This is a genomic window from Virgisporangium ochraceum, from assembly GCF_016863655.1.
In the GTDB taxonomy this organism is placed as follows: Bacteria; Actinomycetota; Actinomycetes; order Mycobacteriales; family Micromonosporaceae; genus Virgisporangium; species Virgisporangium ochraceum.
On sequence record NZ_BOPH01000010.1, the window covers coordinates 37,878 to 63,872 of the forward strand.

The following is a 25,995-nucleotide window of genomic DNA, read 5'->3' on the forward strand; positions in this document are numbered from 1 at the left end:
GTCCACCTCCTACGCAGGGGAGGGAGGAACCGGCAGGGTTTGTTCAGTTTCCGACATTACCGAACCATGGTGGCACCCAGCCAGTGCTCCATGGCCGCGTTGAACTCGTCGGCCGCTTCCAGGTTGGGCAGGTGACCGGCGCCGTCGAGCACCACCAGCCGTCCGTTCCGGAGCATCTTCGCTGTCGACTCGGCCACCGCGACGGGCGTGAACGCGTCCTCCCGACCGACCACGACGAGCGTGGGCAGGCCGAGCGTGAGGAGCGTCGCGCCGTAGTCCCGCCGCTCGGCCCGTCCGCGCAGGGCCGCCGCCGCACCGGACGCCGGCGCCGCGGCCATCATCTCCAGCACGTACGCGGCCAGGTCCGGCCGACGCTCGATCGTCGACGCCGCGAGCATCCCCGGCAGCAGGTCCCGGGCGTAGCCGGCCATGCCGGCGGCGGTGATCTCGTCGGCGATGCGCCTGCGGTCCGCCCTGCCGGCCTCTGTCTCTTGTGCCGGAGAGGTGTCGGCGAGCACCAGGCCGGCAACCCGATCCGGGTACGAGTGGACGAGTTCCATGGCGATCTGCCCACCCATCGACAGGCCGCAGACCACCGCGCGCCTGATGCCTTCGGCATCCAGCAGCGCGACCAGGTCAGCGGCGAACTCCGCCAGCGTGACCATGTCATCCTCGACCGGCGCGGTGGCCGTCCCGGACGCGGCCTTCCCGGACGCGGTGGGCGCCGCGCCGTAGCCACGCAGGTCGGGCGCGAGTACCCGCCAACCGCGGGCGGTGAAGTGGTCGACCTGCGGCCGCCACATCGACCGGTCGAACGGATGGCCGTGGATGAACAGAATCGTGGACATTGGTCGCCTCCCGAGGTTGACGATCCGAGGCTAAGGGGAGCAATATCTCGGTGCAATCGTCCACTTTGAACTCGGTGCAATCCATGGAATTCACGATGCTCGCCGATGCGGTCGCCCGGCAGATCGTGGCCGGCGACCTGCCCCCGGGTACCCGCCTGCCGACCCACCGCGCGTTCGCCCGCCGGCACGGTGTGGCCGCGTCGACGGCCACCCGGGTCTACCAGGAGCTGACCCGGCGCGGCCTGATCGTGGGCGAGGTCGGGCGCGGGACGTTCGTGCGCGCCATGCGCCCCACGGCCGACCCCGTCCTGGCCGAGCCGACCGGGCTGCGTGTCGATCTGGAGCTCAACTTCCCGGTCCAGCCTGAGCAGCGCGCCCGCCTGGCATCGTCGATGGCGGAGTTCCTCCGCACCGGTGGCGCGGCCGCGGCCCTCGGCCCCTGGGCCGGCCCGCCCGGCACCGCCGCTGTGCGCACCGCCGACGCACCTGGCGCCCGTCCCGCCGGGCCGTCCGGTAATGCCGCCGATGTACTCGCCTCGTTGCTCGTGCGGCCGGGGTGGCGGCCCGAGCGGATCGTGCTCACTGGAAGTGGTCGGCAGGCGATCGCCGCGGCCCTCGCCACATGCGCCCGGCCCGGCGACCGGCTGGGCGTCGAGCCGCTCACCTACCCCGTCGTGAAGGCGGTGGGCGCACGGCTGGGGCTCACGCTGGTCCCATTGGATCTGGACGACGACGGGATCATTCCCGAACGGCTGCGCGCCACGCACCGACGAACGCCGCTCACGGCCGTGTACCTGCAGCCGGGCCTGCACAATCCGCTCGGCATCTCCGTCCCACCGGACCGGCGAGCGGCGTTGGCCGAGGTGCTCGAGGCGTGCGGGGTCACCGTGATCGAGGACGCCGTCTACTCGTTCCTGACCGAACCGGCCCCGCCGCTGACCGACCGCAGCCTCGTGGTCGACAGCCTGTCCAAGCGGGTGGCGCCCGGACTCGCCGTCGGGATGATCGCGTGCTCCGCGGCGGAGGAGCGGCAGGTGTCGGCCGCAGTGCGGTCCGGGGCGTGGACCCCGTCGGCGTTCGCCGCCGAGGTCGCCGCCCACTGGGTACGGGACGGCACGGTGGCGGCCATCGTCGCCGAGAAGCGGGCCGATGCCCGGGAGCGGCACGCGCTGGCCCGGACGGTCCTGGCCGGCTTCGACGTGATCGGCGACCAGCGCTCCTACCACTGCTGGTGGCGGCTGCCCGCGCGGTGGCGCGCCGAGACGTTCGTCGCCGCGGCCGCCCGTCACGGAATCGCCGTGACCCCCGGTGCCGCGTACGCGGTGCAGCACAACAGCACCCCGAACGCCGTGCGGCTGGCGCTGTCGGCGCCACCGGTCGACGTCCTGGCGGCGGCCCTGCACACCCTCCGGACCATCGCCGAAGGCACCCCCGACGACGAGTTCGCCTGACACCCCGCGCCGATCTTGCAGTTGTGGCCCCAGATAAAGCCGGACATAGGGTGACATAGGGGCGGCCACGAGTGCAAGATCGGCGCGGAGCCCGGGGACGGCGCGGGGGTGGGGGCAGGGCGCGAGGGCCGGGGGACGGCACGAGGGCGCGGCACGGCACGGGGGGCGCGGGCGCGACACAGGAGGCGCGGGGCGCGACACAGGAGGCGCGGTGCGCGCCACACGGCACGGGCACGCCACACGCCGCACGGGGCACACCGCACGGGCACGCCGCACGCGGCGCAGCGCCTGGGCGCGCCGCGCTGAGTTCAGAGCGCTGGGTCGATCGGGAAGTTCTGGTTGAACACGTTGTCCGGGTCGTACCGGCGCTTCAAGGCGCGCAGCTTCGTCAGCGTCTCTCCGGGGAACGCGTCGCGCAGGCGTTGGGGACGGGGGTCGGTCTCGAAGCTCAGGTACAGGCCGTTCAGGTGGGGGCGCAGGTCGTCCCAGTGGGAACGGAACGCGGACTCGCGGCCGCCGACGGAGCTTACGTTGAAGTTGACCGCGCGGTGGGCGTACGCGGTGTCCATCGGGTCGACGTCGTTGACCGCGCCGCCCACGGCACGGATCGACACCCATGGGGCGACGTGGCTGCGCAGCCCCTCACCGAGGAGATCGCCGATCCGGTCGTCGAGGTGGACGGCGAAGCCGTTACTGATCAGCGGGTTGGTCTGGCCGCCGGTGTGCGGACTGTCCTGCGGCGCCACGATCGCTGCGTACGGGGCCAACTGGGCCTGCTGGTCGAGCACCGGCGCGATCTGCAGGAACGGCGTCAGCGCCGCCACGGCGGCATCGGTGTCGGCGCTGGCGTAGACGATGATCGCCCGCCCGACCGGGGCACCGCCGCGCTGGGCGAAGAGGTACAGGAAACTGGTCAGCTCGCGCGGGGCCGCCTCGACCAGCTCGCCCCAGCGGGTCACCAGGCCGGCCGTGTCGGTGGCGTCGAAGATCATCGTGGCGTAGACGACGTCGTCCAAGGGGTAGGCGGCCAGCTCCAACGACGTCACGATGCCCACGTTGGCGCCGGCGCCGCGCACCGCCCACAGCAGGTCGGCGTCGGCCCGCACCACGCTGCCGTCGGCGAGCACCAGGTCGGCGGCGGTGACGTGGTCGAGCGTCAGGCCGTGGAGCCGGCCCAGGAAACCGATCCCGCCCGCCGTGGCCAGCCCGCCGACGCCGACGTCGCCGTAGTCGCCGGAACTCATCGCCAGACCGTGGGGGTGCAGGGCCGCCGCGACGTCGCCCCAGCGGGCACCGGGGCCGACGCGGACCAGCCCGCCGTCACCCACCTCGACCTTGTTCAGCTGACCCAGATCGATGACGATGCCACCGTCGTTCGTGGACCGTCCACTGATGCCGTGACCACCGCTCCGGACCGCCAGCGGCACCTCGTGCTTGCGCGCGAACGCCAGCGCCTCGGCGACCTCCTCGACCCCGGCCGGCCGCAGTACGAGTCCCGGCGAACCGGTGCGCATGTACGTCGAGCGCACCTTGGAGTACGCCTTGTCGCCCGGCTCGACCGCCGATGCCCTCAACGACGCGGGAATGGCGTCGTAGTCGATGCCGTTACGCCGCGCCGCCAGGACTTTTGGGCCACGCACCACCTCCGGGGCGGCGGAGCCGCGCTCCCCCGCCACAGCCTCCCGCAGTGCGGGCGCCGTCTCGTTGCCCCACCGCTCGATGACGGCCGGGTCGTCGCTCGCGAGGATGAACGTGCTCACACCCTGCTCGAGGGCCAGCGCCACGAGTTCCTCGCGGGGTGTGTCGGGTCCCACGTTCAGCAGCCGGCGGATCTCGCGCGGGTCGCGTCCCGCTTCGGCGGCGGCCTCGTCGATGATGCGGTTGCCGCGCTCCAGGTCGCCGTCCTCGAGGTAGAACAGGCTCGGCAGCCAGCCGTCGGCCTTCGCGCCGATCAGGCGCAGCATCTTCGGTTTCAGCGCGCCGAGCCAGATCTGGACGTCGTGGGCCGGCGCCGGTCCGCGTTTGGCCCCCTGCACCTGGTAGTGGTCGCCGGCGACGCGTACGCCGCCGCGCTGGTCGGCGTCCCAGATGGCTCTGATGACGTCGATGGCCTCGCTCAGCGCGGAGACGGCCTCCGCGGGCGTGCGCCGCGGGCCGCCCATCGCGGCGATCGGGTCCCAGAAGCCGCCGGCACCGAGACCGAGTTCGAACCGCCCGCCGGAGAGCAGGTCGAGCGACGCCGCGGCGCGCGCCAGCACGGCCGGCTGCCGCAGCGGCAGGTTCAGCACGTTGCCCGACACCTTGACCCGCGACGTCGAAGCCGCGACCCACGTGAGCAGCGTCCACGCGTCGAGGAACGCCGGCTGGTACGGGTGGTCCTGGAACGTGACGAGGTCGAAGCCGACCCGCTCGGTGAGCTGCGCCAGCGCGACGACCTGGTCGGGCCGCTGGTTCTGCGGCGTGAGGAACGTGCCGAACGTCAGCTCGTGTCCGTAGTCCGCCATGACTGCCCTACTCTCATTTTCGAAGTGGCTACGTTCATCGTAGCGCGCTCAGGAGAGATGGCGATGGGACCACTGGGCGATCTGCTCCAGGGCCGGCATCAGGGCCAGCCCGACGGGCGTCAGCTCGTACGAGACCGACACCGGCGGGCCCTGCTCGACCGAGCGGCTGAGCAGCCCCGCCCGGGTGAGCTCGGCGAGCCGGTCGGAGAGCACGGAGTCGGAGATGCCACCGATCGTGCGGGACAGGTCACGGAAACCGATTGGACCCGCACCGACGATGGCGAGGATCATCGCGTTCCAGCGCTTGCCGAGGAACGAGAACGCCTTGGCGAGCGCCTCGTCGCCACGCAGGCACGCCTCGGAGACCTTCGGGACCTTCCGCGTCACAGCCACGCGTTCGACACTAGCTTGCCCGATGTCACTTCGAAAATGGAAGCTCATGCACCCCAACCAGTTGGACATCCCGCTCGCGACGGTGCGCACGCTGGTCACCGAGCAGTTTCCACAATGGACGGACCGGCCCATCCGACCGGTCGCCACGAGCGGCACGGTGAACGCCATCTTCCGCATCGGCCCCACGCTCGCGGCGCGGTTCCCGCTCGAACCGGGCGACCCCGACGCCGTCGCACGCGAGTTCGCCGCGGCCCGCGAACTCCTCGGCCGCACCCGGTTCCCGACACCCGAACCCGTCGCGATCGGCGCGCCCGGCCACGGCTACCCGCTGCCGTGGTCGGTGCAGACCTGGCTACCGGGCGTCCCGGCCACCGACGACGACCCCGCCGCGTCGGTCCCGTTCGCGCGCGACCTCGCCGAGTTCATCGGCGGCGTCCGCGCGATCGACCCGCGCGGCCGCACGTTCACCGGCACCGGCCGCGGCGGCACATTGCGGTCGCACGACGCATACGTGCTCTCGTGCATCGAGAAGAGCGAAACCCTATTGGACGCACGTGAGCTGCGCCGGCTGTGGTCGCGTTTCCGGGACCTCCCACCGACCCGTCTACCGGTCATGAACCACAGTGACCTGATACCCGGCAACGTCCTCGTCGCCGACGGCCGCCTCGCCGGTGTGCTCGACGTCGGTGGGTTGAAGGCGGCCGACCCCGCGCTGGATCTCGTCGCCGCCTGGCACCTCCTCGATCCCGGGCCGCGCGCGGTCCTGCGGTCCGGGCTCGGCTGCGACGATCCCGAGTGGGAACGCGGGAAGGCGTGGGCGTTCCAGCAGGCGATCGGGCTCGTCTGGTACTACCTCGACAGCAACCCGACGATGAGCCGGATGGGCCGGCGCACCCTGGAGCGGATCCTCGCCGATGGTTAGGGCGTCCACGGCGGTGCTGGCGCTGTTTCTGTCGGTGCTGGTCGTGTTCCACCGGTTCGTTCCGCACGGCAGCCTCCTCGAGACAGTGTTGCTATGGCTCGTGCTGGCGGTGCCGGTGTGCGTCGAGGTCGCGCTGTTGGTCCGGTCGCGGCTGGCGTTGCTCTCGTCGCTGGTGTTCGCCGTGGTCTGGCTGGGTTCCTTCGGCGGCCTGTTCCTGCCGGCGTCCGACGACCGCGCGGACCTGACCGTGGTGCAGCACAACGTCAGCGACGTCAATCCCGATCCGGCGGGCACCGCTCGCGCTCTGGCGTCCTCCGGCCCCGACCTCATCGGGCTGGCCGAGGTAACCGTCTCCGACTACGAAGGCGCGCTGGCCGACCGGTACCCGCACCACACGGTGCAGGGCACAGTCGGGCTGTGGTCGCGGTTCCCGATCGTCGAGGCGCGGCACCTGGACATCAAGCCGGGCAACCTCGACGCCGACTGGAACCGCGGGCTGCGGGCCGTGGTGCGGACCCCGTCCGGCGACGTCGCCGTCTATGTCGCGCATCTGCCGTCGGTGCGGCTGTCGCCGACCGCGGGCTTCGACACGGCCCGCCGCGACGACAGCGCCCGCAAACTCGGCGCCGCGCTACGTTCCGAACCGTTGCACCGGACCATCCTGATCGGCGACCTCAACTCCACAGTGGACGATCGCGGCCTGGAGCCGTTGTCTTCACAGCTGACCTGGGCGCCGCGCGGGGTCGCCCTGACGTGGCCGGCGCGTGCGCCGGTGGCCCGCATCGACCAGGTCATGGCCCGGGGAGCCGCGGTGGTTTCGGTGCGCGCGCTGCCCCGGACCGGCAGCGACCACCTGCCGCTCCTCGCCCGGGTTCGCCTATGACAAGGGGTGCACCGAGCGATCGGTGACGGCGCGCAGCTTGTCGGGGTTGGCGACGTTGAGGATGCTGCGGATCCGGCCGTCGTCGTCGACGTCGAGGGTGAGGGTCCCGATGACCCGGCCGGCGCCGCTGATCACCACTCCCCACGCGCCGTTCAGCTCCAGCACCTCGGCGGTCATGTCGGTCGGGTCGACGCCCTCGTAGGGACGCTGGCTCACGCCGGCCATCCACGTGGCGACCTTCTGCGCGCCCGTCACCGGACGCATCGCCTGGCGCACCTTGCCGCCGCCGTCCGTCCACAGTGTCACGTCGGGGGCGAGCAGGTCCATCAACGTGTTGATGTCGCCGCCGGACGCCGCGGCGAAGAAGCGTTCGGTGACCTCGCGGTGCTGCGCCCGGCTGGCCGGGAACCGCGGCCGCCGCGCCTGCACGTGACCGCGGGCGCGGTGGCACGCCTGCCGCACGGCGTCGGGGGTGCGCTGCACCGCGTCGGCGATCTCGGCGTAGGAGAACCCGAACGCCTCCTTGAGGACGAACACCGCCCGCTCCAACGGGCTCAGGTTCTCCAGCACCATCAGCAGCGCCATCGAGACGTCGGCCGCGGTTTCCGCCGTGGGTTCGACCGTCGTCAGGATCGGCTCGGGTAGCCAGGGGCCGATGTACGTTTCGCGGCGGGCCTTGGCCGAGCGCAGCCGGTCCATGGCCAGGTTGGTGACTATCCGCACCAGGTAGGCCTTCGGATCGGCGACCTGCGAGCGGTCGGCCGACGACCACCGCACCCAGGCGTCCTGCACGGCGTCCTCGGCGTCGGCCGCGGTGCCGAGGATCCGGTAGGCGACGGTGAACAGCAGGTTCCGGTGCTCGTCGAAATCCGTCATCGCGTGTACCGGCCGCCGCGCCGCCATCCCAGCATGCCGACCGCGGGCGACGTGAACAGCCGGCGGAACGACGGCCACGGCGACGAGCTCACGGTCTCCTTGTACCAGACCGCCCGTTTGCCGGTCAGGTACAGGCGTTTCGGTGAGTCGTCCGGGTGGGTGAACTGGACGACGGCGTCTTCGCGGCCCAGGCTCAGCGGCAGGTGCAGGTAGCCGAACCGGAACGGCTTCGGCGCGGCGCCGGCCAGCTCCCGCGCGATCGAGGCCGCCGCGTGCGCGCCGGTCGGCATGCCGCCCTGGCAGGTGCCGTGCATGGTCCCGTAGCCCTGACGCACCGCCGCCGCGTCCCCGACGGCATAGACCGACGGGTGCGACACCGACCGCAGTGCCGCGTCGGTGACGATGCGGCCGTGCGCGTCGACCCGCAGGCCGGCGGCCGCGGCGAGCGGTGACACGCGGACGCCGCCGGTCCAGAGCACGGCGTCGGCCTCCGTGGTGGCGCCGTCTGCGACCTCGACGCCGCCCGGCGTCACCTTCTCGATCTCGACCCCGGCGCGGACCTGGACACCGAGCCGCGCCAGCGCGGCGTCCAGGTAGGACCTGGCCTTCGGGGTCAGCCGCGCTCCGGGCTCCTGCCGCCCGAGGAGCGTGACCCGCAGGTGGGGGTGCCGCTCGGCCAGCTCGGCGGCCGCCTCCACACCGGTGAGACCGCTGCCGCAGACGGCGACGGTGCGCAGGTCGGGGAGCGCGCGGGCAAGCGTTGCGGCGTCGTGGGCGCTGTCGAGCGTGTACGCGAGCTCACCGGCGCCGGGGACCGCACCGGTGTCGGCGGTCGCGCCGAGCGCGTAGACGAGCGTGTCGTACGGGAGCACGCGCTCGTCGTCCACCCGGATCTTCTTCGCGTGGACGTCGATGCCGGTGACCCAGCCCCGGACGAGGTCCACCCCGGTGCCGGCGAGCAGGGTGGGGATCCGGAGGTCGGCCAGCTCCTGCCCGGAGGCGATCTGGTGCAGCCGGAGCCGCTCGGTGAACCGGTCGCTGCCGTTGACGAGCGTGACGCGCACGTCCGAGCGCCGGCGGGTGCGTCCGGCGAGGCTCATGGCGGTTGCCATTCCGGCGTATCCGGCGCCGAGGATCACGATGCTGGTCATTGCCTGTGTCATTGCCTGTGTCATAGCCTGCGTCCTTCCCGTGTCTGACATTCACGGGACCGGCGTCGGTTCGTGCGCTGTGAGCCGGGGTGGCGCAGGTCACACCGCAAGGAGCCGGGCGAGGCGGGTGAGCCCGTCGACCAGGAGTTCGTCGCTCAACGCGTATGACAGCCGCACGTAGCCGGGCGTCCCGAACGCCTCGCCGGGCACCACCGCGACCCCGGCTTCGGCCAGGATCAGGTCGGCGAGTTCGGCGCTTGTGGCCGGCCGGTGTCCGCGGATCTCGCGTCCCAGTAGCGCCTTCACCGACGGGTAGGCGTAGAAGGCGCCGTGCGGCTCGGGGCAGACGACGCCGGGGATCTCGTTGAGCATCCGCACCATGGTCCGGCGGCGGCGGTCGAACACGGTCCGCATGGCGGCCACGTCGGTCAGGTCGCCGCGCAGGGCCGCGATCGCGGCGGCCTGGGCGATGTTGCACACGTTGGACGTGAGGTGCGACTGCAGGTTGGACGCCGCCTCGATGAAGTCGGCGGGCCCGATCGTCCAGCCGACCCGCCACCCGGTCATCGCGTACGACTTGGCGACACCGCTGACGACCACCACCCGGTCGTCGAGCTCGGGCACCGCGGTGGCGATGCTGCGGAACGTCGCGTCGCCGTACACCAGGTGCTCGTAGATCTCGTCGGTGACCACCCACAGCCCGTGTCCGGCGGCCCACCGTCCGATCGCCTCCACCTGCTCCGGTGGGTAGACCGCCCCGGTGGGGTTCGACGGCGAGACGAACAGGAGCGCCTTCGTCCGCGGCGTGCGGGCCGCTTCCAACCGGTCGACGCCGGCGAGGTACCCGGTGGTCTCGTCGGTCGTCACCGGTACCTGGACCCCGCCGGCGAGCCCGATCGCCTCGGGATACGTGGTCCAGTAGGGCGCTGGCACGATGACCTCGTCGCCGGGGTCGAGCAACGTCGCGAACACCTGGTACACCGACTGCTTGCCCCCGTTGGTGACCAGCACCCGCGACGGATCGACCCGGTACCCCGAGTCGCGGACCGTCTTGTCCGCGATGGCCGCCCTCAGTGCAGGCAACCCACCGACCGGGCTGTACTTCTGCATCGGCAGCTCGCCGCAGGCCCGCCGCGCCGCCTCGACGATGTGCTCGGGCGTCGGAAAGTCCGGCTCCCCCGCCCCGAACGCCACCACCGACCGTCCCGCGTCACGCATGGCCCGTGCCCTGGCATCGACGGCCAGCGTGGCAGACCCGGAGATGGCGGACACCCGACGCGAGATACGTGACATGCGGGTGATGGTCACACGCGGGGGCACGGGCCGTCGACGTTTCCGCCTCCACCGCGCGGCCCGGGCCCAATGTGGCGCCCGGGCCCGGGCCCGGGCCCGCGCCTGGGCCTGGGCCGCACCGGGACCGAGCCGGTTCGGGCCACTCGGGGCAGTTCCGGGCGGCCCAACCGGAGCACGACGAAGGTGCCTCCGCGCTCCTTCTCAACACCTCCCGCTGCGACGACCACCGCAACGGAGCGCGATCGTGCCGGCGACCGCGGATCGGCTGGTGATCGAAAGTGGTGCGACGTTTCTGCTGTTTCTTGCCACCGCAGACAGCGGAACGTCGCCACCACTTTCGATCTTGGCTGGCCCGTTGTCGGGGCCGCTCCCGTCGCCACCCCTGTTGATCATCTTCACTGGCGAGAAGGTGAAGTGACACTTCAGGTTTCCGCCAGCAGAGTCGATCATGAGGCTCGGCGGCCGGCGGAACCCTGATCCCGAAAGCTCCTTAGCGGCGTGAGCCGGGTGGCGGGGTGATCCGTACGCGCTCCTCCTCCGGGCGGCTGTCGATGTCGCCGAGTTGCTCGCGGATCGTGGATCGCAGGTCGTCGTAATTACGGAAGTACGAGTCGTGGAAGAGGGTGTAGCCGGTCCACATCAGGTTGGCGCACACGCGGGGAGGGACGCGGCCGGTGGCGGCGCCCATGCCCACCAGGGCCACCGAGCGGATGCTGCCCGGCCGCTTCTCGTTCTGCACGTGGATGGCCTGGAAGGCGGCCGCGCAGGCCAGGGCGACGTTGAGGGTTTCGCTGACGTCCTGCGCCACCTGGACCATCGTCGGTGTCGAGATGAGGAACTTCGGGTTGGTGGCACCCGACGGCACGCAGACCGCGCTGCCCACCGGCATCGAGCCGGCGAACCGGTCACGGATCGCCCTCTGCACCTTGAGCTGGATGCCCGCGCCGAGGTGCCGCTTGACCACCGCGTCGACGCCGCCGTTCATCTGCCCCTTCGCGTTGGTGGGGCTGACCCACGCGTCGGCCTGCTGGTCGACGATCGAGCCCTTGTGGATCTCGACGTCGGGTGTGTCGGCGAACGCCGCCAGCCACGCCTCGACGACCTTGGGGTTGATGTCACGCAGGACGACTTTCAGGTGATCGGTTGTCATGCTCACTCCAGTGTGGACGGTGGCGCTCCGACACCCAGGAACCTATCGGTCGGGTACGACATAAATTCGTGTCGTACCCCCGTCCTAACATCACCTCCGCAACCGCTACCTGGGGGAGACGACAATGAGCGAGACAACACCAGATCCCACCGATCCACTCGCGCTCGCCGAACTCTTCACCGGCGGTGGCGAGCCGTGGCTTCCGCTCCTGAAGCCCGTCATCGAGGCGCAGCCGGGCGCGCCGACGTTCATCGGCGCCGGTCGCAGCCCGCGGGTGGTGCCCGTGCGGGAGCTGACGTTCCAGGCGCTCAAGCCGAACCCACCACACAAGTGGAAGGTCGTCGTCTTCGGGCAGAACCCCTACCCGCGGCCCGAGAGCGCCACCGGAATCGCCATGTTCGACAACACCTTCCACGACTGGGCCGACAGCCAGTTCGGCCGGGTGGTGTCGATCCGCTGCATCATCAAGGCGGCGGCGATGTGGAAGTACGGCATCCCGAAGAAGACACCGATCGCCGACATCCGCGCGCTGCTGAAGAAGCAAGACGCCGTGCAGCCGCCGGAGTGGTTCCAGGCGATGCTCACGCAGGGCGTCCTGCTGCTCAACGCCGCGCTCACCGCGAGCAGCGACGGCGCGATGGCCACCGACCAGCACACCGCGTTCTGGCGACCGGTCGTCGAGCGGCTCGTCGAGGAGATTCTCAAAGCGAAATCAGACGCCGATGAGGCCGATCGCGGTGTCGTGTTCGCCTGGTGGGGCGCGCACGCCCGCACCCTGAAGAACGTCGTGCTCCGGCTGCAGCGGAAGTACCCGTCGGTCGAGGTCCGTCACATCGACCACCCGAACCCGGCCGCGCAGGGCGACATCTTCTGCGACGGCGACCACTTCGCCACGGTCAACATGGCGTTGCGGGCGTTGGGGCAGGACGAGATCGACTGGTTGCCCAGCAAGGGCTGGAACGCGACCGGCGGAGAGTCCGAGCGGATGGGTGCGTTCATCACGTCCACGATGGAGCTGCACAAGCTCTACCTCGAGCGGCTCGCCAGCGTCAAGGACGAGGGCCTCGTCCTGCCCGCGATCACCGGCGTGTTCGCCACCCCGCTGATGGACTTCCGTGCGGCCGTCGCACCGGTGTCGAAGCTGTTGGCTGGGCTCGACTGGCATGTGGAACAGTCACATCAGTTCGGCCTTGGACAGACGACCAGCGGCCTGTCGGCCGACGAGGTCGCCGCGCTGTACCTGTACACCTGCGAGTCGGCGTTCTACCGGCAGATCAACGCCACGCTCCGGCATCCCGACCGCAGTCGTGTCGTCCCCTACCTGCCGTACCTGCGGCTGCTGTTCTCGGCCGTGTCACGGCTGCCGGTGCGCACCGAACCGTTGTGGCGTGGGGTGTCGCTCGACCTGCGGGCGCAGTACCCGCTCGGGCACACCGTCACGTGGTGGGGTGTGTCGTCGTGCACGTCGAAGCTCGGTGTGGCGAAGGCGTTCATGGGTGGTCGCGGCAAGCGGACCCTGTTCGAGGTCATGCCGAAGCGGGCCGTGGGTATCCGTCGCTTCTCGGCGTTCACCGGCGAGGAGGAGTTCATCCTCACGCCGGGCACGCAGCTCACGGTCACCAACGTCAAGGCCGAAAGGGGCGGCCTGTGCACGGTGAGCCTCACCGAGCTCGACGAACAGACCCAGGTCGCGTAGCCGGTCAGGGCTTGCGGCCGACCCGCAGTACCGGTCAGGGCTTGCGGCCGACGCCGCAGTAGACGTCGAGGGCGGCCGGGTCGGTTCCCGGGTCCGGTCGCCACCGCGGTGTCGACACCACGCCCGGCGGAAGCAGCTCGAGGCCCTCGAAGTAGCCCGCGATCTGCTCGGGCGAGCGCAGGTTGTACGTGTGGCCGCCTTCCTTGGCGACCCGCTCGCTCTCGATGCTGTGGGCGCTGGTGTCGGTGCCGTCGCTCACCACGAGGTAGCTGCCCGACGGCACCGCGGCGAGCAGCCGCTCGACGATCGACCGGGCCTCGGCATAGTCGGCGACGTTGCCCAGAATGCCGATCATGGTCAGGGCGACCGGTCTGGTGAGGTCGAGCGTCTGAGCGGCGTCAGCGAGAATCCGCTCCGGATCCTCGACGTTGGAGTCGATGTACGCCGTCTTCCCCTCGGACGAGCTCGTCAGCAACGCACGCGCGTGCGAGAGCACCAGCGGATCGTTGTCGACGTACACGATCCGTGAAGCGGGCGCCACCCGTTGTGCCACCTCGTGGGTATTGTTCGCGGTCGGCAGCCCGGTACCGATGTCGAGGAACTGGCGGACGCCGAGCTCGCCGGCGAGCAGCGTGACCGCGCGGATCAGGAACTTCCGCTGCGACTGCGCCACCGCCGCGATCTCCGGGTGGGCCACGCGGATCTGGTCACCCAGTTCCCGGTCGACGGCGAAGTTGTCCTTACCGCCCAGGAGGTAGTTCCACAACCGCGCACTGCTGGGTCGCGAGTCGTCGACTTTGGGATCGGTCATCAAGCATCCTTCGATGGAGCCGCCGTCAGGTTGACGATCCTAGGCAATGCCGCCCGGTACCGGTCAATCGACCTCGACGGGTCGGTAACCGGTCAACGTGGTGCGGCAGACGGCAATCCACCCCATGGGCGACCCCGCGCCGGGCCCGGCCGAGGACGGCTACGCCGGCGGACCGAGCTTCGCCTCGCGAAGCCCCTCGATCGTGCTGACCAGCTCCTCCATCCACGGCTCCGCCGGAGCCGCACCCGGGCCGATCACCTGCAGCGCGTCGAGGACCGACAGCAGCATGCCCATCGCCAGGAACTCGCGGGCCTCGTCGACGGTGGCGCCGGTGAGCTCGCGGACGGCCAGGTAGATCCGGCCGAAGCAGCGGCGGACCACCGGCCCGAGCGCCGGGTCGGAACCGGTGGTGAACCCGTGCAGCAGCACGGTGACCAGCTCGCGCTGGGCCAGGATCGCGTCGTAGGCCTCGCCGAGACTCTGCAGGTCGGGCCGCACGTCGGCAGCCTCGCGGAATTTCCGCTCGATCTGCGTGGCGGCGTGTTCCACGGTCGCGATGAACAGGGCCTGCTTGCTGCCGAAGAGCCGGATGACGTACGGCTGGGAGACCCCGGCCAGCCGGGCCACCTGGTCGGTGGTCGTCCCGCTGTAGCCGCCGTGGCTGAACGCCGTCACGGCGGCGGCGATCAGCTGCTCGGAGCGCTCTTCGGCGGTGAGACGGGTCCTCATGGTTGACAGGTTATCAGTCGATAACTACATTGGCCGACAGAGACTAGTTATCAGTGAATAACCACAAGGGGATCCGATCATGTCAACGACCACCATCGAGAGGCCCGCGGCGAACCGCCGTCCGCGGACCCCCGGAAAGCTCGGCTGGATCCTGGCGGCGGTCGGGATCCCGGTCTTCATGGTCACGCTCGACAACCTGGTCGTGACCACGGCGCTGCCGGTCATCCGCACGTCGCTGGGCGCGTCGATCACCGACCTGCAGTGGTTCGTCAACGCCTACACGCTGCCGTTCGCCGCGTTCCTCCTCACCGCGGCGGCACTCGGCGACCGGATCGGCCGGCGGCGCATGTTCATCGCCGGCATCGCGGTGTTCACGCTGGCCTCGGCAGCGGCGGCGATCGCCGCGGCGCCGTGGCAGCTGATCGCGGCCCGCGCCGTACAGGGCCTCGCCGGGGCGGCGGTCGCGCCGCTGTCGCTCACGCTGCTCGCGCAGGCGGTGCCCGACCGGATGCGCAGCGCCGCCGTCGGCATCTGGGGCGGCATCAGCGGACTCGGCGTCGCGGTCGGACCGGTGGTCGGTGGCGCGGTCGTCGAGGGGCTCGACTGGTCCTGGATCTTCTGGCTGAACGTGCCCGTCGGCGTGGTCGCGGTGGTGCTCGCCGCCACCGTGCTGCCCGAGTCGCGCGGCGGCGCCGTCCGCCTCGACCCGCTCGGCCTGGTGCTGTCGGCCGCCGGCATGCTGCTGCTGGTCTGGGGGATCGTCGACGGTCCCGACCACGGCTGGACCTCGACCCGCGTGCTCAGCATGCTGATCTCCGGCGCGGTGCTGGTCGCCGCGTTCGTCGTCTGGCAGTTGCGGGCCCGGGCGCCGATGCTTCCGATGCACCTGTTCCGGTCGCGCGGCTTCAGCCTGGTCAACGTGGTGGCGCTGACGTTCTCGGCCGGCGCATTCGGTTCGGTGTTCCTGCTGGCCCAGTTCTTTCAGGTGGTCCAGGGCCTCAGCCCGCTGGAGGCCGGCGTGCGGACACTCCCCTGGACGATGGCGCCGATGGTGGTCGCCCCGGTGGCCGGCATCTTCGCCGACCGGCTCGGGCTGCGGAACCTGATCGTCGCCGGCCAGGTGTCGCTCGCCGCCGGCGTGTTCTGGATCGCGGCCGCCACGACCACGACGGTCGACTACTCCGACCTGGTGATCGCGTTCATCCTCGCCGGCATCGGCATGGGCCTGACGTTCGCCCCGATCAGCACGTTGGCCCTGGCCAGCGCCGAGGAGAACCTCCGCGGGGTGGCGTCGGGCGCGACGAACACCATCCGGGAACTCGGCGTGGCGGTCGGCGTCGCGGTGCTGGCCTCGGTGTTCAGCTCACACGGCGACTACTCCAGCCGCGAGTCGTTCGTCGAGGGCATCGTCCCTGCCGTGATGGTCGGCGCCGCCATCATCGCGGTCGGCGCCGTGGTGGCGGCCTTCCTCCCCGGCCGCAATCGGAACTGACCACCGCTCCACAGACCGGGCACGCACGAACATCATTCCGCGCTGATGATGTTCGTACGTGCCCGGTCGTTCATGCGGTGAAAGCTCCGGCCCGCGCGGCGGCAGCGGCAGCGGCGGCCGCCCGGTCGGCGGCGGCCTCGTCCAGGGGATCGCCGGAGGCCAGGGCGCGGTAGTACAGCGGGGCCGACACCGCGCGGACGACCTCGTGCGGGTCGGTGCCCGCCGGAAGGTCGCCCCGCTCGACGGCACGCTCCACACACGGCGCCCACTCCTCGATCCGCACGCGGTAGAACCGGTGCAGCGCCTCGGCCGTGTGGGCATCGCAGGTCGCGGCCGCGATCACCGCCCGGAACAGCGGGCCCTGCCGGGGGTCGGTGAGCGTGCGCTGGACGAGGCGGGCGTTGGCGCGCAGGTCGCCGTCGAGCGAGCCGGTGTCGGTGCGGGGCAGCGACTGCTCGGCCATGTCGACCAGCAGGTCGGCGACCAGGGCGGCCACGGTCCCCCAGCGCCGGTACACGGTGGTCTTGCCGACCCCGGCGCGGCGGGCCACGTCGGCCAGGTCGAGGTGGTCGAAGCCCTCGCTGGCCAGCACGTCGCCGGCGGCGCGCAGGACATCGGCCCGCACGCGCGCGGTGCGCCCACCGGGCCGCGCCAGAGCGGGCGTGGCCTCCGCCATATCGGGACTCCAGTTCCGTTAACGGTGCTACATTAATGGAACCAGAGTACCTTTAGGAGGCACGGCATGGAGGACAGCATGGAGTACAGGCGACTGGGCGCGTCCGGGTTGACCGTCCCGGCGCTGAGCTTCGGAGCCGGCACCTTCGGCGGCAGCGGCCCACTCTTCGGCGCATGGGGGAGCACCGACGTCACCGAGGCGCGAAGAATGGTCGACATCTGCCTCGACGCGGGCATCACGCTGTTCGACACCGCCGACGTCTACTCCGACGGCGCGTCGGAGGAGGTGCTCGGTGCGGCGGTCAAGGGCCGGCGAGACCGCGTGCTGCTGTCGACCAAGGCCGGCCTGCCGACCGGCGACGGCCCGAACGAGGCCGGCACCTCCCGGGCACGGCTGATCCGGGCGGTCGACAGCGCGCTCACAAGACTGGGCACCGACCACCTCGACCTCTTCCAGCTGCACGCGTTCGACGCCGGCACCCCGGTCGAGGAGACGTTGCAGGCGCTCGACCGGCTGACGAGCGCCGGCAAGCTCCGCTACGTCGGCGTCTCGAACTTCGCCGGCTGGCAGCTGATGAAGTCGCTCGCCGTGGCCGACCGGTACGGCTACCCGCGGTACGTCGCGCACCAGGTCTACTACTCGCTCGTCGGGCGCGACTACGAGTGGGACCTGATGCCCCTCGCCAAGGACCAGGGCGTCGGCGCGCTGGTGTGGAGCCCGCTCGGCTGGGGTCGCCTCACCGGCCGCGTCCGCCGCGGCCAGCCCTTGCCGGAAGGCAGCCGGCTGCACGACACGGCGAGCTTCGGCCCACCCGTCGACGACGAGCACCTCTACGACATCGTCGACGTCCTCGACGACCTCGCCCTGGAAACCGGAAAGACCGTCCCGCAGATCGCGCTCAACTGGTTGCTGCACCGGCCGACCGTCGCATCGGTCATCGTCGGCGCCCGCGATGAGCGCCAGCTCCGCGAGAACCTCGGCGCCGTCGGGTGGCGGCTTTCGGAAGAGCAGGAAAAGCGACTGGACGCGGTGAGCACGCGAACCGCGCCGTACCCGCACTTCCCGTACCACCGCCAGGCGGCCTTCGCCCGCGTCAACCCGCCGCTAGCGTCTGTTTCGGAGGGCTGACCGGCCCTGCGGCGGGCCTCGGCTCGGCCCCCCTTCCGAGACAGGCGCTAGTCGAACAGCAGTGAGTCGATGCCCCGGCGCACCCCGACGTGGTCGGCGACCCGGCGGATCGCGAGCAGGGCGCCGGCCACGTACGGCTCGGCCGACGGGCCGGGGTCGTGACGCATGACCAGCCGCTCGCCGGTCCCGCCGAAAACGACCTCCGTGGAGACGACGAAGCTGGGCAGCCGCACCGAGTGGACCCGCGACCCGGCGATGTCGGCGCCCCGGGCCTCGACCGGACCGTGCAACGCGTCCAGGGGCACCGCGCCGCCCGGTTGCCTGACCTGGCCCAGGGTCTCGGCCAGCTCGCGCGCGGTGCCGCTGGGCACGTCGCCCTTGGTGGCGCTGGCGTAGTCGATGATCTCCCAGTGCCCGAGGTGCCGGGCGGCGGTCGCCGCGGCGCGTCGCAGGACCGCCGCCATCACCGAGAAGTTGCCGGCGGCGAGCACCCCGACGCCCTGCGCGCGGGCGTGCGCGTCGATCTCGGCGTAGTCGTCGGCGGTGAGGCCGCTGGTGCCGATCACCACGTGCTTCCCGGCCTCGATCGCGGCCGACACGTTGCCCCGCACGGCGCCGGCCTTCGTAAAGTCGACGACGACGTCGACCGGCGCCGCCGCCACCGCTTCCTTCACCGTCGCGACGACGGGCGCCCCGAACAGGGTCCGCCCGGCGGACGAGCGGGCCACGCCCACGGTGAGCGCGAGGTCGGACGAGGCGTCGATGGCCGGGACGATCGCCGCGGCGGTCCAGCCGGTGACGCCGGCGAAGCACACGTTCAGCACGCACGGACCCTACGGCAGCCTGCCGACCACGTCATAGACAGCCGTCACAAACGCGCGGTTCCGCCCGGTCTCGCGCAGCCGCAGGTCGAGCCGCCGCGGCAGGAGCGGGAAGCCGGCGCCGACGGTCACCGGCGCGTAGCTGACCATCACCTCGTCGAGCAGGCCCGCGTCGGCGAACTGGCCGGCCAGGTCGCCGCCGCCGACCAGCCAGATGTCCTTACCCCGCGCGGCTTCGACGGCTTCGGCGTGCACGGACTCGACGTCGGCCTGGGTGAACCGGATGTCGGCCCCGTCGATGCCCTTCAGGTCGCGGTGGGTGAACACCCACGACGGCTGGCTGTAGAACCACGCCTCGCCCTTGTCGACGTGGTGCCTGACGATCCACTCGTACGTCGAGGCGCCCATGACGATCGCACCGACATTGGCGATGAACGCGTCGTAGTTCATCGCGCCGTCCTTGTCGATGTCCTGCTTCAGGAGCCAGTCGAGGGAGTGGTGCTCGTCGGCGATGAACCCGTCGAGGGTGCTGGCGGTGTAGTAGGTCGTCTTCGTCATGCGAGGTCGTCTCCTGTCGTGTCTTCGTTGCGGTGACGGCGCAGCCACGTGATCGGGTCACCCGGACCGACCTTGTGACCGGCGAGCCGCAGCATGTGCCGGGCGAGTTGACGGCGGTGGGCGGAGAACGTCAGCACGTGCGCGATGACGCTGCTCATCACGAAGCTCTCCGGTGGTTCGCAGAGCGCGTCGATGAGCCGGTCGTTCCAGCCGCCGCGCGCGTCGAGGTCCCGCACCATCGCCAGCCAGTCGGCGGCGACGGCGTCGTGCCGGCCGAGCAGGTCGTCGCCGGACCGCTGTGGCGTGTCGCGTCCCTCGATCGACGCGAGCCAGATCTCCTTCGTGTACACGAGGTTCGCGAGGACGCCGCCGATCGACTCCTCCGCGCGGTCCCATTCGAGAACCACCGTGCCGGGCAGCCTCACCTCGTGCAGTTCGGCGTCGGACAGCCGCGCGGCGTACGCGAGCAGCGCGCGGGTGTCGTCGAGGTCGTGGCGCACGAGCTGTTCGGCGAGCGGGTTGCCGACGCGCTCGGTCGAGTCGACCCACAGCGAGATCGGCGGATGGAAATGGATGCCGTTCGGTGCCGGCAGCCAGTGCCGCGCGGTGGGCCGGCTCGGCGGGTGGCCGAAGGCCCGCGAGTACGCCCGCGAGAACCCCTCGACCGAGTCGTAACCGGCCGCCCACGCGGCATCGGCGACCGACGACCCGCGCCGCAGCTGCCAGGCGGCCCGCTCCAGCAACACCCGGCGACGCATCGCGACGGGCGGTTCTTTCGTCTCGCGCGACAGCATCCGGCTGAAATGGAACGGAGACGTGAACGCGTCACCCGCCATGTCGTTCAGCGTTCGCGCCCCACCGTCCGCGTCGTCGGCGAGCACCGCGTCGAGCAGTTCCCGAAGGCGATCCCGTTCCACACGTCGAGTATCGCGAGCGGTACGCGTCCGGACCCGACCGTTCTTGCTCGGGTAACCGGCGCCGGAGGCGGCCCGTTAGTTCCTGAGTGACCACTTTGAGGGCTTTCCGGAGAGTGACGGCCGTCACAGAGCATCCGGTCGGCTCGCGAGCGGTCACCGCGAGCCGTTTTCATCATCTGGTGATCCGGTTCTGGCACAGGGTCGGTCTGTCCCGCTCCCTCGCCGTGCTCCTGCTCGTGGGAGCGGTGGCGGGCGGGGTGGCGGTCGCCGCCGACGGTCCCACCGAGCCGGCCGCCGCAACCGACGCCGCTGACCCCGGTCCCCTCGACACCGCCGCGGCCGACAGCGCCGATCAAAAGCGGACCGACGCGGAGCGGGCGGAGGCGGAACGCGCCGCCCGCGACACCGCGCAGCGCAAGGCCGACGAGGCCGCGACCGCCGCGGCCGAGCAGGCGAAGAAGGTGGCGAGCGCGACCCCGTCGAAGACCGGCAAGCCCGGTGTGGTGCCGCCGGCCGCACCCGCGTCGTGCAACATCTACAGCGGCAACCGGAAGGTCGGTTGCGCGATGGTGCTGGCCCACGGTTGGGACCTGCAGCAGATGGCCTGCCTCGACAAGCTGTGGACCAAGGAGAGCAGCTGGAACGAGAAGGCCCGCAACAAGAGCTCGGGCGCGTACGGCATCCCGCAGGCGTACCCGGCCAGCAAGCTCGCGAGCGCCGGTAGCGACTGGCAGACCAACCCCGCCACGCAGATCAAGTGGGGCATCGGATACATCGACCAGCGGTACGACACGCCGTGCAAGGCGTGGTCGACCTCGCAGTCGACCGGCTCCTACTGATCCGCGGGCGTCCAGTCGCGGCCGAACCAGCGACGGATCCGCTCGGCGCCGAACCCGGTCTTGTCGGCCGTGAACGCGACCGACGGCCCGACCAGCGTGCCGACCGGCTTCTCGCCCGCCCGGAACGTGACGTCGACCTTCGCGATCCGGTCGTGGCCGAACTCGAGGTAGCAGATTCCCCGCCCCTCGTACCGGGTCTCCGGCGCATCGCCCCGGATCGTCGCGACGATGCGCTCCGCGGCCACGGCGCCCTGACCCTCGGCGAACACGCCGGCCTTCGGGGTGCCCACGCTCGTCACGTCGCCGATGGCGTAGACGCCGGGAAAGCGCGTCTCCAGCGTCAGCGGGTCGACCGGGACCCAGCCGTCGACGGCCATCCCCGACGCCGCGACGACCTCGGGCACGCGGTGCACGGGCACGCCGAGGAAGAGGTCGTACGGCAGCTCACCACCGTCGCTCAACAGTGCCTTCCCGTCGGACAGCCCGCGGACCAGCCGCTCGGGGTGCCACTCGATGCCGTGCTCCGCGAACGCGGCCAGCACCGCGGCGGACGCGTCGGGAGACGGCGGAATCGGGGTGCCCAACGGCATCACGAGCGCGATCTCCGACCGGTCACGTAATCCGCGTGACGTCAGGAACTCGTGCATGAGCAGCGCGGTCTCGCTCGGCGCCGGCGGGCACTTGAACGGCGTCGACGTCACGGCGACGACGACGCGGCCGCCGTCGAACCGCTCGAGGACCTCACGCGCCCGGAACGCGCCATCGACGGTGTAGAACTCGTTCCCGCCCTCCAGCAACCCCGGTGTCGCCTCCGGGTGGAGGTCGGCGCCGAGCGCCACCACGAGGAGGTCGGCCTCGAACGGGCCGGCCGTGGTCTCGATCCGCCGGGTGTGCGGGTCGATCGCGGTGACCGTGGCCGACACGAAGCGGACACCCGGGTTCACCAGGTCGGCGTAGCGGTGCAGCACGCGCCCGGGTGGCGTGCGGCCGAACATGACGTCGAGCTTGGAGAACCCGAAGACGAAGCCCTCGGCCCTGTCGATCAGGGTCAGCTCGACGTCGGGCCCGCACTCCCGGGTGACCGTCGTCGCCACCTCGAGGCCGCCGAACCCGGCACCCAGCACCACCACACGCGTCGCCACGGCCGGAGCGTAACCCCCGGATGATCTACCGGGGATCGGCTACGCGTTCAGGTCACCCGCAGGTCGACACCGTCGACCGTCACGACGTCACCGCGCACGAGAGTCCGCCCGCGCCGGGCCTCCGGCTCCCCATTGACCGACACGACACCCTCGCCGAGGAGCCACTTCGCGTCGGAGCCGACGTCGACCGCGTCGGCCAGCTTCAGGAACTGGCCCAGCCGGATCGTGTCGGTGGTGATGGTGACCTCGCGCACCCGGCCATCCTCTCAAACGACGACCTCGTTCTCCCGCGGCTGGGCGTGCAGCCGCCAGTAGTGGTCGGCGATGTCGTCGGGGTCGTGGGCCGTGCCCGGGGCGACGACCCCCGATACCGTCACCGTCGCCACGTGCACGCCGGACGGCCCGTACTCCTGGTCGAGCAGCGCCACGAGCGTCCGCACACCGGCCTTGCCCAGCGACAGCGACACGTACTCCCGCTTCGGCTCGGGCATCCCGCCGGTGACGAGGAACGACCCGCCGCCCCGCTCGGCCATACCCGGCAGCGTGTGCGCGGCGGCGGTCAGCGCGCCGACCACGTTGACCGCCCAGGTGTCCAGGTGGCCCCGGGCCGACAGCCCGCCGATGGCGTCCGCCCGGATGACCGCGGCGTTGTAGACCACCACGTCCGGCTGTCCAATGTGGTCGGTCGCGGTGTCGAGCGCGGCGCGCAGGGCCGTCTCGTCGGCGCTGTCCGCGGTCAACGGGACCGCGTGAGCGCCCAACCGTTCGACGTCTCCAGCCGTGGCACGCACGGTCGCCGCACTCCGCGCGACCAGCGCGACCGGAAGCCCCTCCCGCGCGAACCGCACCGCCACCGACCGCCCGATCCCCGGCCCCGCACCGATGACCACCGCTCCAGCCATGTCCCCGTCCCTTCGTGTGACGGGTCGACGCTAGGGCCTCACATCGGTGTGAGGGTCAAGCTCCTCGGTGACGCGCGCGTCGGCGACCCGCCAGGTGCGGCCGCAGCCGACCGCGGCGGCGAAGCGCGCGTCGTGCGTCACCACCAGCAGCGTGCCCTCGAACTCGGCGAACGCCTGCTCCACCACCTCGAGGGCGTCGAAGTCGAGGTAGTTGGTGGGCTCGTCGAGCAGCAGCGTCCGCGCCGGCGAGTTGGCCATGACGGCCAGCAGCAGGCGGCGTAGCTCACCCGCCGACAGGGCGCGCAGCGGCCGGTTCCACTGGTCGGGCCCGAACAGGTACGCCTCGAGCAGCTGCTCGGCATCGTCGGCGTAGACGGGCAGCCGCGACCGGAAGTAGTCGAAGACGGTGACGCCGGAGCGCACCGTGTCGTGCGTCTGCGGCAGGAGCACGCCGCGGCCGGAGACCGTGCCGCCGTCGGGCTCCAGCTGACCGGCGAACACGCGCAGCAGCGTCGACTTCCCCGCGCCGTTGCGGCCGCCGATGAGGACACGGTCTCCACTGTGGACGGTCAGGTCGACGTCACGCAGAATCGTCTGCCCGCCGAGGGCGACGGTGAGACCGGTCGCGTCGAGTACCGGGCCGGGCTCAGGCGCGTCCCCCTGCATCTTGATGACGAGCGGCGGGCGCGTCTGCGGCTCGGCCAGCCACTTCGTGGCCATCATCTGCCGGCGCAGCCTGCGCTCGCGCGCCTTCGCCTTCTTCGCGACCTTCTTCGCCAGGCGGTTCTGCTGGTCGCGGCCGCGTTTGAGGATCGTGGCCTCCTTGTCGGCCGCGTACTCCTTCGTCTTCTCGATGTCGGCTTCCCAGCGGCGGCGGTCCTTCTCCTGCGCCTCGTAGTCGAGGAGGAGCTTCGCCCAGCGCCGCGCCTTCTCCGCGCGGTACTCCGTGTAGCCGCCGGTGTAGAACTGCGGCTCCTCGTGGATGCCGTCGAGCTCGACGATCCGGGTGACGACCCGGTCGAGGAAGTCCCGGTCGTGGCTGACCACCAGGACGCCGCCGGGGAAGCGGGCGAGCCAGTCGCCGAGCCAGGCGATGCCGTCGGCGTCGAGGTGGTTGGTCGGCTCGTCGAGCAGCAGCAGTTCGGGCGCCTCCAGCAGCACGCGGGCGAGCGTCAGCCGGGCCTGCTCGCCGCCGCTGATCTCGCCGAGCGTCGACCCGGCGGGAAGGTGCTCGATGTCGAGCCGGTTCCGCACCTGGGCCAGCCAGGTTTCCGCGTTCCACCCCGTGAGGTGGGTCCAGCGGTCGTCGAGGTCGCCGTACTCGGTGAGGGCCCGCGCGCTGTGGTCGTGGGTGAGGCGCTCGCGCAGGACGTCGAGCCGCTCGTTGACCTCGACCACGTCGCCGAGCCCCGCCGCGAGGAACTCACCCACCCGGGCGTTCGGATCCGGCACCTGCTGGGCGAAGTACCCGACGGTGGCGCCGGGCGAACGCAGCACCTGCCCACCCGTCGGCGGCTCGACACCCGCGAGGACATTGAGCAGGCTCGACTTCCCCGATCCGTTCGGGCCCACCAGCCCGATCCGGTCTCCCCGCCCGACGACGAGGTTGAGCTTGGCGAACAACGTGTCACCGTCGTGACGCTTGGACAGGGACACGGCCTTCAACATGCCGACCAGTATCCCCATCACGGCGGGACGACGGTGACGCGCGGCCAGCGTTCGTGCGGCCGGTGCCGGTCGAGCCGGGCGCGCGACGCCTCGACGCTGACCCGTCGCGGGTTGCGTCGCCACACACCGTCGAGGAGGTCGTCGAGGCCGAGCGGCGCGCAGATCTCGATCCCGTCGTCGGCGTTCAGGCGGACCACCACCGCGGTCGCGGTCTCGGGCCACGTGCCCACCGCGTCCCGGATCGAGCGCAACGGTTCGACGGGCCCGCCGCCGAACTTCGCGGGGTACCAGGTGTGCACGGCCGCCTGGTTCTTCGCCTCCCACGGCACCTCGGGCAGGCGCTCGCCGAGCCGGGCCGTCACCCGGTCGTCGTTGGCCCGGGTGAGGTCGGACGGGTCGAAGAAGGGCACATCGACGTCGCGGACGAGGGTGGCATCGAACCCGGCGCCGAAGCGCCCGCCCCACACCAGGTCGCGCAGCACCCCGGCACCCACCCACGCGTCGGGGACGGATGCGTCTCGCACCGCGGCCAGCACCCGCATCAGCCAGCCGTTGGCGCGCACGAGCGCGGAGAGCGTGTCGCTACTCCGCGAGCCGGTGGATGACAAAGATCCCTCCGTGCAAGGGCTGGTCGAGGCGCTCGTCGTCGGTGCGGATGTACTCGTCGATGATCGCGCCGATGCGACGGTCGAGGTCGGCGATGTCGTCGTCGGACAGGTGCAGCGCGAACCGGGCGTGCGTGCGCATCGACTCGGGACCGGCCTCGCGCAGCTCCTCGTGGAACGCCTCGATCGGCGCCAGCGGCTCCTCGGGACGCGGGTTCGACAGCCACCACGACAACCCGGTGGACCGGTACGGCTTCTCGAGCGCGCCGCTCTCGCCGGTGCGCACCTCACCCTGCTCCAGCAGGCCGGCGTCGGTGAGGTGACGCACGTGGTACAGCACGGTTCCGGGGTCGCGGCCGAGCCGCTCGGCGAGCTGCTTGTTGGTCAGCTCGCGATGCAGGCACAGCCGGAGGATGCGCAGCCGCAGCGGGTGCGACATCGCCTTCGCCTCGCGCACCGTCGCCTCGCGCCGCGCCTCGGGTGGTTTCCGCTCGTGCACCGGTCAACATTACATTAGTCCACCGATGGAGTTTTCTCCAT

General features: G+C 71.4%; 27 protein-coding genes. 8 read left to right on the forward strand and 19 right to left on the reverse strand.

Annotation, left to right across the window (positions count from 1 at the left end; translation table 11 throughout):
- Positions 1 to 56 precede the first annotated feature (56 nt).
- On the reverse strand, positions 57 to 848 hold the full coding sequence (locus Voc01_RS03715; protein WP_203925818.1) for an alpha/beta fold hydrolase: 792 nt from the start codon (positions 846 to 848) through the stop codon (positions 57 to 59).
- An 83-nt stretch (positions 849 to 931) separates the two neighbouring features.
- Here Voc01_RS03715 and Voc01_RS03720 point away from each other — a divergent pair, with 83 nt between their 5' ends.
- Complete coding sequence (locus Voc01_RS03720) at positions 932 to 2,299, forward strand: aminotransferase-like domain-containing protein (RefSeq protein ID WP_203925819.1); 1,368 nt, start codon at positions 932 to 934, stop codon at positions 2,297 to 2,299.
- A gap of 308 nt (positions 2,300 to 2,607) precedes the next feature.
- Here Voc01_RS03720 and Voc01_RS03725 read toward each other — a convergent pair whose 3' ends face one another.
- Both Voc01_RS03725 and Voc01_RS03730 read right to left on the reverse strand, forming a co-directional pair.
- Entirely contained in the window at positions 2,608 to 4,803 is a 2,196-nt protein-coding gene (locus tag Voc01_RS03725; RefSeq protein ID WP_203925820.1) for an LLM class flavin-dependent oxidoreductase, read from the reverse strand.
- Between the two features lie 48 nt (positions 4,804 to 4,851).
- Entirely contained in the window at positions 4,852 to 5,196 is a 345-nt protein-coding gene (locus tag Voc01_RS03730; RefSeq protein ID WP_239159916.1) for a winged helix-turn-helix transcriptional regulator, read from the reverse strand.
- A gap of 22 nt (positions 5,197 to 5,218) precedes the next feature.
- Between Voc01_RS03730 and Voc01_RS03735 the strand changes: the two genes are divergently transcribed.
- Together Voc01_RS03735 and Voc01_RS03740 are read left to right on the forward strand one after the other, a co-directional pair.
- Positions 5,219 to 6,118: an aminoglycoside phosphotransferase family protein gene (locus Voc01_RS03735; protein ID WP_239159917.1), complete on the forward strand. Its 900-nt coding sequence runs from the start codon at positions 5,219 to 5,221 to the stop codon at positions 6,116 to 6,118.
- Positions 6,111 to 7,001, forward strand: coding sequence for an endonuclease/exonuclease/phosphatase family protein (locus Voc01_RS03740; protein WP_203925823.1), 891 nt, complete (start codon positions 6,111 to 6,113; stop codon positions 6,999 to 7,001). The genes Voc01_RS03735 and Voc01_RS03740 overlap by 8 nt, the downstream gene beginning before the upstream one ends.
- On the opposite strand, the gene Voc01_RS03745 is transcribed toward Voc01_RS03740, so the two are convergent.
- From Voc01_RS03745 to Voc01_RS03755, 3 genes are all read right to left on the reverse strand, one after another.
- Positions 6,996 to 7,877: an RNA polymerase sigma-70 factor gene (locus tag Voc01_RS03745; protein WP_203925824.1), complete on the reverse strand. Its 882-nt coding sequence runs from the start codon at positions 7,875 to 7,877 to the stop codon at positions 6,996 to 6,998. The two genes, Voc01_RS03740 and Voc01_RS03745, sit on opposite strands and share 6 nt — an antisense overlap.
- On the reverse strand, positions 7,874 to 9,028 hold the full coding sequence (locus Voc01_RS03750; RefSeq protein WP_203925825.1) for an NAD(P)/FAD-dependent oxidoreductase: 1,155 nt from the start codon (positions 9,026 to 9,028) through the stop codon (positions 7,874 to 7,876). Before Voc01_RS03750 ends, Voc01_RS03745 begins: the two co-directional genes overlap by 4 nt.
- A 99-nt stretch (positions 9,029 to 9,127) precedes the next feature.
- The gene (locus Voc01_RS03755; RefSeq protein ID WP_203925826.1) at positions 9,128 to 10,321 is read right to left on the reverse strand and encodes a pyridoxal phosphate-dependent aminotransferase; all 1,194 of its coding nucleotides are present in this window, start codon (positions 10,319 to 10,321) and stop codon (positions 9,128 to 9,130) included.
- Between the two features lie 244 nt (positions 10,322 to 10,565).
- Here Voc01_RS03755 and Voc01_RS03760 point away from each other — a divergent pair, with 244 nt between their 5' ends.
- Complete coding sequence (locus tag Voc01_RS03760) at positions 10,566 to 10,739, forward strand: hypothetical protein (RefSeq protein ID WP_203925827.1); 174 nt, start codon at positions 10,566 to 10,568, stop codon at positions 10,737 to 10,739.
- Between the two features lie 72 nt (positions 10,740 to 10,811).
- Here the strand turns inward: Voc01_RS03760 and Voc01_RS03765 are convergent, their stop codons facing one another.
- Positions 10,812 to 11,471: a macro domain-containing protein gene (locus Voc01_RS03765; protein WP_203925828.1), complete on the reverse strand. Its 660-nt coding sequence runs from the start codon at positions 11,469 to 11,471 to the stop codon at positions 10,812 to 10,814.
- 124 nt (positions 11,472 to 11,595) lie between these two features.
- On the opposite strand from Voc01_RS03765, the gene Voc01_RS03770 reads away from it, so the two are divergent.
- The gene (locus Voc01_RS03770; protein ID WP_203925829.1) at positions 11,596 to 13,167 is read left to right on the forward strand and encodes an ADP-ribosyltransferase domain-containing protein; all 1,572 of its coding nucleotides are present in this window, start codon (positions 11,596 to 11,598) and stop codon (positions 13,165 to 13,167) included.
- Positions 13,168 to 13,201: 34 nt separating this feature from the next.
- Here the strand turns inward: Voc01_RS03770 and Voc01_RS03775 are convergent, their stop codons facing one another.
- Together Voc01_RS03775 and Voc01_RS03780 are read right to left on the reverse strand one after the other, a co-directional pair.
- Positions 13,202 to 13,978, reverse strand: coding sequence for an SAM-dependent methyltransferase (locus Voc01_RS03775; RefSeq protein ID WP_203925830.1), 777 nt, complete (start codon positions 13,976 to 13,978; stop codon positions 13,202 to 13,204).
- 159 nt (positions 13,979 to 14,137) lie between these two features.
- Positions 14,138 to 14,707 (reverse strand): TetR/AcrR family transcriptional regulator, encoded by a 570-nt coding sequence (locus tag Voc01_RS03780; RefSeq protein WP_203925831.1) that lies wholly within the window; start codon positions 14,705 to 14,707, stop codon positions 14,138 to 14,140.
- Between the two features lie 79 nt (positions 14,708 to 14,786).
- Between Voc01_RS03780 and Voc01_RS03785 the strand changes: the two genes are divergently transcribed.
- Positions 14,787 to 16,199, forward strand: coding sequence for a DHA2 family efflux MFS transporter permease subunit (locus Voc01_RS03785; RefSeq protein ID WP_203925832.1), 1,413 nt, complete (start codon positions 14,787 to 14,789; stop codon positions 16,197 to 16,199).
- A gap of 70 nt (positions 16,200 to 16,269) precedes the next feature.
- Here Voc01_RS03785 and Voc01_RS03790 read toward each other — a convergent pair whose 3' ends face one another.
- Positions 16,270 to 16,875, reverse strand: coding sequence for a TetR/AcrR family transcriptional regulator (locus tag Voc01_RS03790; RefSeq protein ID WP_203925833.1), 606 nt, complete (start codon positions 16,873 to 16,875; stop codon positions 16,270 to 16,272).
- Positions 16,876 to 16,953: 78 nt separating this feature from the next.
- On the opposite strand from Voc01_RS03790, the gene Voc01_RS03795 reads away from it, so the two are divergent.
- Entirely contained in the window at positions 16,954 to 18,003 is a 1,050-nt protein-coding gene (locus Voc01_RS03795; RefSeq protein WP_203925834.1) for an aldo/keto reductase, read from the forward strand.
- Between the two features lie 47 nt (positions 18,004 to 18,050).
- Here Voc01_RS03795 and dapB read toward each other — a convergent pair whose 3' ends face one another.
- The 3 genes from dapB to Voc01_RS03810 are packed head-to-tail and all read right to left on the reverse strand — an operon-like array spanning position 18,051 to position 20,299.
- Positions 18,051 to 18,827 (reverse strand): 4-hydroxy-tetrahydrodipicolinate reductase, encoded by a 777-nt coding sequence (gene dapB, locus Voc01_RS03800; RefSeq protein ID WP_203925835.1) that lies wholly within the window; start codon positions 18,825 to 18,827, stop codon positions 18,051 to 18,053.
- Between the two features lie 9 nt (positions 18,828 to 18,836).
- On the reverse strand, positions 18,837 to 19,382 hold the full coding sequence (locus Voc01_RS03805) for a dihydrofolate reductase family protein (RefSeq protein ID WP_203925836.1): 546 nt from the start codon (positions 19,380 to 19,382) through the stop codon (positions 18,837 to 18,839).
- Positions 19,379 to 20,299, reverse strand: coding sequence for a helix-turn-helix domain-containing protein (locus tag Voc01_RS03810; RefSeq protein ID WP_239159918.1), 921 nt, complete (start codon positions 20,297 to 20,299; stop codon positions 19,379 to 19,381). Before Voc01_RS03810 ends, Voc01_RS03805 begins: the two co-directional genes overlap by 4 nt.
- A gap of 179 nt (positions 20,300 to 20,478) precedes the next feature.
- On the opposite strand from Voc01_RS03810, the gene Voc01_RS03815 reads away from it, so the two are divergent.
- Positions 20,479 to 21,138: an aggregation-promoting factor C-terminal-like domain-containing protein gene (locus tag Voc01_RS03815; protein WP_203925837.1), complete on the forward strand. Its 660-nt coding sequence runs from the start codon at positions 20,479 to 20,481 to the stop codon at positions 21,136 to 21,138.
- Here Voc01_RS03815 and Voc01_RS03820 read toward each other — a convergent pair.
- The 6 genes from Voc01_RS03820 to Voc01_RS03845 are packed head-to-tail and all read right to left on the reverse strand — an operon-like array spanning position 21,132 to position 25,954.
- The gene (locus tag Voc01_RS03820; RefSeq protein ID WP_239159919.1) at positions 21,132 to 22,280 is read right to left on the reverse strand and encodes an NAD(P)/FAD-dependent oxidoreductase; all 1,149 of its coding nucleotides are present in this window, start codon (positions 22,278 to 22,280) and stop codon (positions 21,132 to 21,134) included. The genes Voc01_RS03815 and Voc01_RS03820 overlap by 7 nt on opposite strands.
- A 47-nt stretch (positions 22,281 to 22,327) precedes the next feature.
- Positions 22,328 to 22,534: an RNA-binding S4 domain-containing protein gene (locus tag Voc01_RS03825; RefSeq protein ID WP_203925838.1), complete on the reverse strand. Its 207-nt coding sequence runs from the start codon at positions 22,532 to 22,534 to the stop codon at positions 22,328 to 22,330.
- Positions 22,535 to 22,546: 12 nt separating this feature from the next.
- The gene (locus Voc01_RS03830; RefSeq protein WP_203925839.1) at positions 22,547 to 23,182 is read right to left on the reverse strand and encodes an SDR family NAD(P)-dependent oxidoreductase; all 636 of its coding nucleotides are present in this window, start codon (positions 23,180 to 23,182) and stop codon (positions 22,547 to 22,549) included.
- A gap of 30 nt (positions 23,183 to 23,212) precedes the next feature.
- A complete protein-coding gene (locus tag Voc01_RS03835) occupies positions 23,213 to 24,850 on the reverse strand; it encodes an ABC-F family ATP-binding cassette domain-containing protein (RefSeq protein ID WP_203925840.1) in 1,638 nt (545 codons plus the stop codon).
- Between the two features lie 17 nt (positions 24,851 to 24,867).
- A complete protein-coding gene (locus tag Voc01_RS03840) occupies positions 24,868 to 25,458 on the reverse strand; it encodes a nucleotidyltransferase family protein (RefSeq protein WP_239159920.1) in 591 nt (196 codons plus the stop codon).
- A complete protein-coding gene (locus tag Voc01_RS03845; RefSeq protein WP_203925841.1) occupies positions 25,433 to 25,954 on the reverse strand; it encodes a winged helix-turn-helix domain-containing protein in 522 nt (173 codons plus the stop codon). The genes Voc01_RS03840 and Voc01_RS03845 overlap by 26 nt, the downstream gene beginning before the upstream one ends.
- Positions 25,955 to 25,995: the final 41 nt, after the last annotated feature.

What these genes read in the sequence shown, in the direction of transcription:
- Voc01_RS03715 (WP_203925818.1), bottom strand. Translation starts at nt 848, where the DNA reads ATGTCCACGATTCTGTTCATCCACGGCCATCCGTTCGACCGGTCGATG.
- Voc01_RS03785 (WP_203925832.1), top strand. Translation starts at nt 14,787, where the DNA reads ATGTCAACGACCACCATCGAGAGGCCCGCGGCGAACCGCCGTCCGCGG.
- Voc01_RS03790 (WP_203925833.1), bottom strand. Translation starts at nt 16,875, where the DNA reads ATGGCGGAGGCCACGCCCGCTCTGGCGCGGCCCGGTGGGCGCACCGCG.
- Voc01_RS03750 (WP_203925825.1), bottom strand. Translation starts at nt 9,028, where the DNA reads ATGACCAGCATCGTGATCCTCGGCGCCGGATACGCCGGAATGGCAACC.
- Voc01_RS03725 (WP_203925820.1), bottom strand. Translation starts at nt 4,803, where the DNA reads ATGGCGGACTACGGACACGAGCTGACGTTCGGCACGTTCCTCACGCCG.
- Voc01_RS03770 (WP_203925829.1), top strand. Translation starts at nt 11,596, where the DNA reads ATGAGCGAGACAACACCAGATCCCACCGATCCACTCGCGCTCGCCGAA.
- Voc01_RS03780 (WP_203925831.1), bottom strand. Translation starts at nt 14,707, where the DNA reads ATGAGGACCCGTCTCACCGCCGAAGAGCGCTCCGAGCAGCTGATCGCC.
- Voc01_RS03805 (WP_203925836.1), bottom strand. Translation starts at nt 19,382, where the DNA reads ATGACGAAGACGACCTACTACACCGCCAGCACCCTCGACGGGTTCATC.
- Voc01_RS03795 (WP_203925834.1), top strand. Translation starts at nt 16,954, where the DNA reads ATGGAGTACAGGCGACTGGGCGCGTCCGGGTTGACCGTCCCGGCGCTG.
- Voc01_RS03755 (WP_203925826.1), bottom strand. Translation starts at nt 10,321, where the DNA reads ATGTCACGTATCTCGCGTCGGGTGTCCGCCATCTCCGGGTCTGCCACG.
- Voc01_RS03835 (WP_203925840.1), bottom strand. Translation starts at nt 24,850, where the DNA reads ATGTTGAAGGCCGTGTCCCTGTCCAAGCGTCACGACGGTGACACGTTG.
- Voc01_RS03830 (WP_203925839.1), bottom strand. Translation starts at nt 23,182, where the DNA reads ATGGCTGGAGCGGTGGTCATCGGTGCGGGGCCGGGGATCGGGCGGTCG.
- Voc01_RS03740 (WP_203925823.1), top strand. Translation starts at nt 6,111, where the DNA reads ATGGTTAGGGCGTCCACGGCGGTGCTGGCGCTGTTTCTGTCGGTGCTG.
- Voc01_RS03765 (WP_203925828.1), bottom strand. Translation starts at nt 11,471, where the DNA reads ATGACAACCGATCACCTGAAAGTCGTCCTGCGTGACATCAACCCCAAG.
- Voc01_RS03720 (WP_203925819.1), top strand. Translation starts at nt 932, where the DNA reads ATGGAATTCACGATGCTCGCCGATGCGGTCGCCCGGCAGATCGTGGCC.
- Voc01_RS03735 (WP_239159917.1), top strand. Translation starts at nt 5,219, where the DNA reads ATGTCACTTCGAAAATGGAAGCTCATGCACCCCAACCAGTTGGACATC.
- Voc01_RS03775 (WP_203925830.1), bottom strand. Translation starts at nt 13,978, where the DNA reads ATGACCGATCCCAAAGTCGACGACTCGCGACCCAGCAGTGCGCGGTTG.
- Voc01_RS03745 (WP_203925824.1), bottom strand. Translation starts at nt 7,877, where the DNA reads ATGACGGATTTCGACGAGCACCGGAACCTGCTGTTCACCGTCGCCTAC.